Here is a 3,545-nt window from a genome sequence, read left to right as displayed (position 1 = left end):
GAGCCGGTCAATGCCGTTCATAAATATCAGCACATCTATGCCTTCCTCCTGTACGGATTGGCCTCACTAAGCTGGGTATTACGCAAAGACTACATCAAGTTCTTCAAACAAAATATTGGTAAGACGCCCAACCGGAGTCATCCCAAGAAGGAGTATTTCAATTTATTCTTCTTTAAGGCGTTTTATTATACGCTGTTCATTGTACTGCCCTTGTGCGTTCTCTCCATTACCTGGTGGCAATTCATCATTGGTTTTCTGGTCATGCACTTCTTCGAAGGATTGGTACTGGGTCTAGTGTTTCAGTTGGCTCACATCGTTGAGCATACCGAATTCCCTGAACCTAATGGCGATGGTAATATTGAAGAATCCTGGGCTGTACACCAGATGCAGACGACGGCTAACTTTTCCTGCAATAGTACGCTGGCGTATTTCCTCTGCGGAGGCTTGAACTTCCAGATTGAACACCATTTGTTCCCTAAAATCTGCCACATACACTATCCTGAAATTTCCAAGATTGTGAAAGAGACGGCCGCGGACCATGGTATTCAGTATATTGAAAACAAAACCTTCTGGACCGCTTTGCAATCGCACTACCGAGTGCTGCGGAAATACGGCAAGGAGGATTACGCCGTACAGCGGATGAAGATGATTCCCGTTCAGGCCTAACGAAAAAAGAGAGAAATCAGCCCCTGACTTCTCTCTTTTTTTGCTTTCTTTGGGCATTCATAGCCGCTGGTAGTTCGCTGAAGAAGCCCAAAACGCTGAATCAAAAGATCGCTTTAAGCTCGTAGATAATTTTGTTGCGGGGAACGTCCTGAGAATCAAGTATGTTGGAAAACTTAACGGATCCACGTGCCGAATTCTGAGAATCAGACGTATTTTTGACCCGCAATTCTGTTCCTAAACCCTTTCCGTTAGTTTACACATGGCAGAAGTAATTCGTATGCCCCTTTTGAGTGACACGATGACTGAAGGGGTCATCGCTGAGTGGCTCAAAAAAGTGGGCGATACCGTTAAATCCGGAGATATCCTGGCCGAAGTTGAAACCGATAAAGCCACGATGGAACTGGAAAACTACGCAGATGGTACTCTTTTATACGTAGCTGCCGACAAAGGGCAAGCTGTAGAAGTGAATGGAGTACTGGCTGTGGTAGGCAAACCCGGAGAAGATTATCAGTCTCTGCTCGATGGCGGCTCTGCCAATGGCTCCGCACCGGCTGAGGAAAAAACCGAAGCTCCGGCCGCTGAACCGGCTCCCGCCGCTCCGGTAGCTCCTGAAAAATCAGAAAGTAAAGCAGTGGATCTGTCGAGCATCAAAGCGACGGCGGTCCGTATGCCCTTACTGAGTGATACGATGACCGAAGGCGTCATTGCCAACTGGGTCAAAAACGTAGGAGATAAAATTAAAAATGGCGACATCCTGGCTGAAGTCGAAACCGACAAAGCCACGATGGAACTGGAAAACTACGAAGACGGTACGCTGTTGTACGTAGGCGTGGAAGCTGGTCAGGCGGCGAAAGTCAACCAGATCATTGCGATTGTAGGCGAAGAAGGAGCCAACTATCAGGCTATTCTCGACGCTGAAAATGGAACGGCTCCCGCAGCTGAAGAAACCAAAGCCGAAGCTCCGGCTGAGGATTCGAAAGAACAGGCGGCTGATGCAACGCAATCCAGCGATGCCGAAGGCCGTATCAAAGCCTCTCCGTTAGCTAAATCCATTGCCAAAGACAAAGGCATCAACCTTTCTGACGTGACGGGCTCCGGTGAAAACGGACGCATCGTGAAGAAAGACCTCGATACCTTTACGCCAGCGGCGAAAGAAGCTTCGGCTCCAGCTGCAGCAGCTCCGGCGGCACCGGCCCAACCGGCCGCTCAGCCACAGAAACCCGTAGCGGTTCCTGAGCCTGCGGGCGAGTACGAAGACCTGCCCGTATCGTCGATGCGTAAAACCATTGCCCGTCGTCTGTCTGAGTCGCTCTATACGGCTCCGCACTTCTATCTGACGATGGAAATTACGATGGACAAAGCCATCAAGCTACGTTCGCAGTTGAATGAAATATCGCCCGCGAAAATTTCATTCAATGACTTTACTATTAAAGCTGCGGCTCTGGCTCTGCGTGAGCACCCCGCCGTAAATGCTTCCTGGCTGGGCGACAAAATCCGTCGGTACAAATACATCAACATCGGTGTAGCGGTAGCAGTGGAAGATGGTCTGGTGGTACCCGTAATCCGCAACTCGGATCAGAAAACGCTTTCGACGATTTCTACCGAAGTGAAAGACTACGCTGGAAAAGCCAAGAACAAAAAGCTTCAGCCGAAAGATATGGAAGGCTCTACCTTCAGTATCTCGAACCTGGGTATGTTTGGCGTTGAAGAATTCAATCCGATCATCAACTCTCCGGATTCCTGTATTCTGGCCGTAGGCGGAATCAAGAAAACCGTAGCCGTGAATGATGCTGGTGAGTTCTACGCCACGAATATCATGAAAGTAACGCTGGCCTGCGATCACCGATCGGTTGACGGAGCAACGGGAGCAGCCTTCCTGCAAACGTTCAAGCAACTCCTCGAAGATCCGATGCGGATGCTGGTATAGGATAGTTGATAGTTTCTGGTTGATTGTTGTTAGTAACACTGACTGTAGTTAACCAGAAATCACTTTTGATACGGTTCGTGGATAGTAGCAGTGATAACCAACAACTACCAACTATCCACTTACAACTATAAAGCGGCCCCGGATTTGGATTCGGGGCCGCTTTTTTAACCATGAATGAACAATGAAAGAAGCAGAAATTCACTCGACAACCGTACTGGGCGTCGTACATAATGGCGAAGTGGTAGTAGGTGCCGACGGACAGGCCACCATGGGAAATACGGTAGCTAAAGCCAACGTTCGGAAAATCCGGAAATTGTCGGGCGGAAAGATTGTTGCTGGCTTTGCCGGTAGTACAGCCGATGCCTTTACCTTGATCGAACGTTTCGAGGAAAAACTCAACGCCTACGGTCAGAACATGAAGCGGGCGGCCATTGAACTGGCGAAAGACTGGCGTACGGATCGCTACCTCCGAAAGCTGGAAGCCATGCTGATCGTTGCCAATTCCGAAGAGATTCTCATCATTTCCGGTACGGGTGATGTACTGGAACCCGAAAACGGTATTGCCGCCATTGGTTCCGGTTCCAATTTTGCTCAGGCAGCTGCCATTGCATTGAAAAAACACGCGACCAATTTATCGGCTGAAGAAATGGTACGCGAAAGTTTGCACATTGCCGCTGATATCTGTATTTACACGAACCATAATCTGGTGGTGGAAAAAGTAGGATAAACGCACCTGTGCAGTATATAGGTTTGAAAATGCCAGCGGAAGCTGGCATTTTTCGTTTAGGTGCCCTGAAAATTACCAATCAATCCGAAAACATTCCAACGATCTTTTCATGAAGGGGGTCTTGTACCAAATGAATGACCATGAAAAAGATTGGAATACTAGCATCGCTTACACTCCTGATGGGCTGTGACAAAGAGCAGGCGTACGACGCAAGAATCTACGGGA

3 protein-coding genes are annotated in these 3,545 nt (G+C 48.7%); all 3 read left to right on the top strand.

Annotation, left to right across the window (positions count from 1 at the left end; translation table 11 throughout):
• A partial coding sequence (locus ACOJTG_RS15045) for a fatty acid desaturase family protein (RefSeq protein WP_420154576.1) occupies positions 1–666 on the top strand: 666 nt, incomplete at its 5' end.
• Between the two features lie 259 nt (positions 667–925).
• On the top strand, positions 926–2,593 hold the full coding sequence (locus ACOJTG_RS15040; protein WP_420154575.1) for a pyruvate dehydrogenase complex dihydrolipoamide acetyltransferase: 1,668 nt from the start codon (positions 926–928) through the stop codon (positions 2,591–2,593).
• Positions 2,594–2,774: 181 nt separating this feature from the next.
• Positions 2,775–3,320 carry an ATP-dependent protease subunit HslV gene (hslV, locus tag ACOJTG_RS15035; RefSeq protein WP_094811199.1) on the top strand — a complete coding sequence of 182 codons (546 nt, stop codon included), beginning with the start codon at positions 2,775–2,777 and terminating at the stop codon, positions 3,318–3,320.
• The last annotated feature ends 225 nt before the right edge of the window (positions 3,321–3,545 follow it).

Origin of the sequence: Siphonobacter sp. (assembly GCF_048595215.1) — a bacterium.
GTDB lineage: Bacteria > Bacteroidota > Bacteroidia > Cytophagales > Spirosomataceae > Siphonobacter.
This window is presented reverse-complemented; position numbering and strand designations above follow the sequence as displayed.

Bases quoted from the DNA above. Each gene is read 5' to 3' on its own strand.
- hslV (WP_094811199.1), top strand. From the start codon at position 2,775: ATGAAAGAAGCAGAAATTCACTCGACAACCGTACTGGGCGTCGTACAT.
- ACOJTG_RS15040 (WP_420154575.1), top strand. From the start codon at position 926: ATGGCAGAAGTAATTCGTATGCCCCTTTTGAGTGACACGATGACTGAA.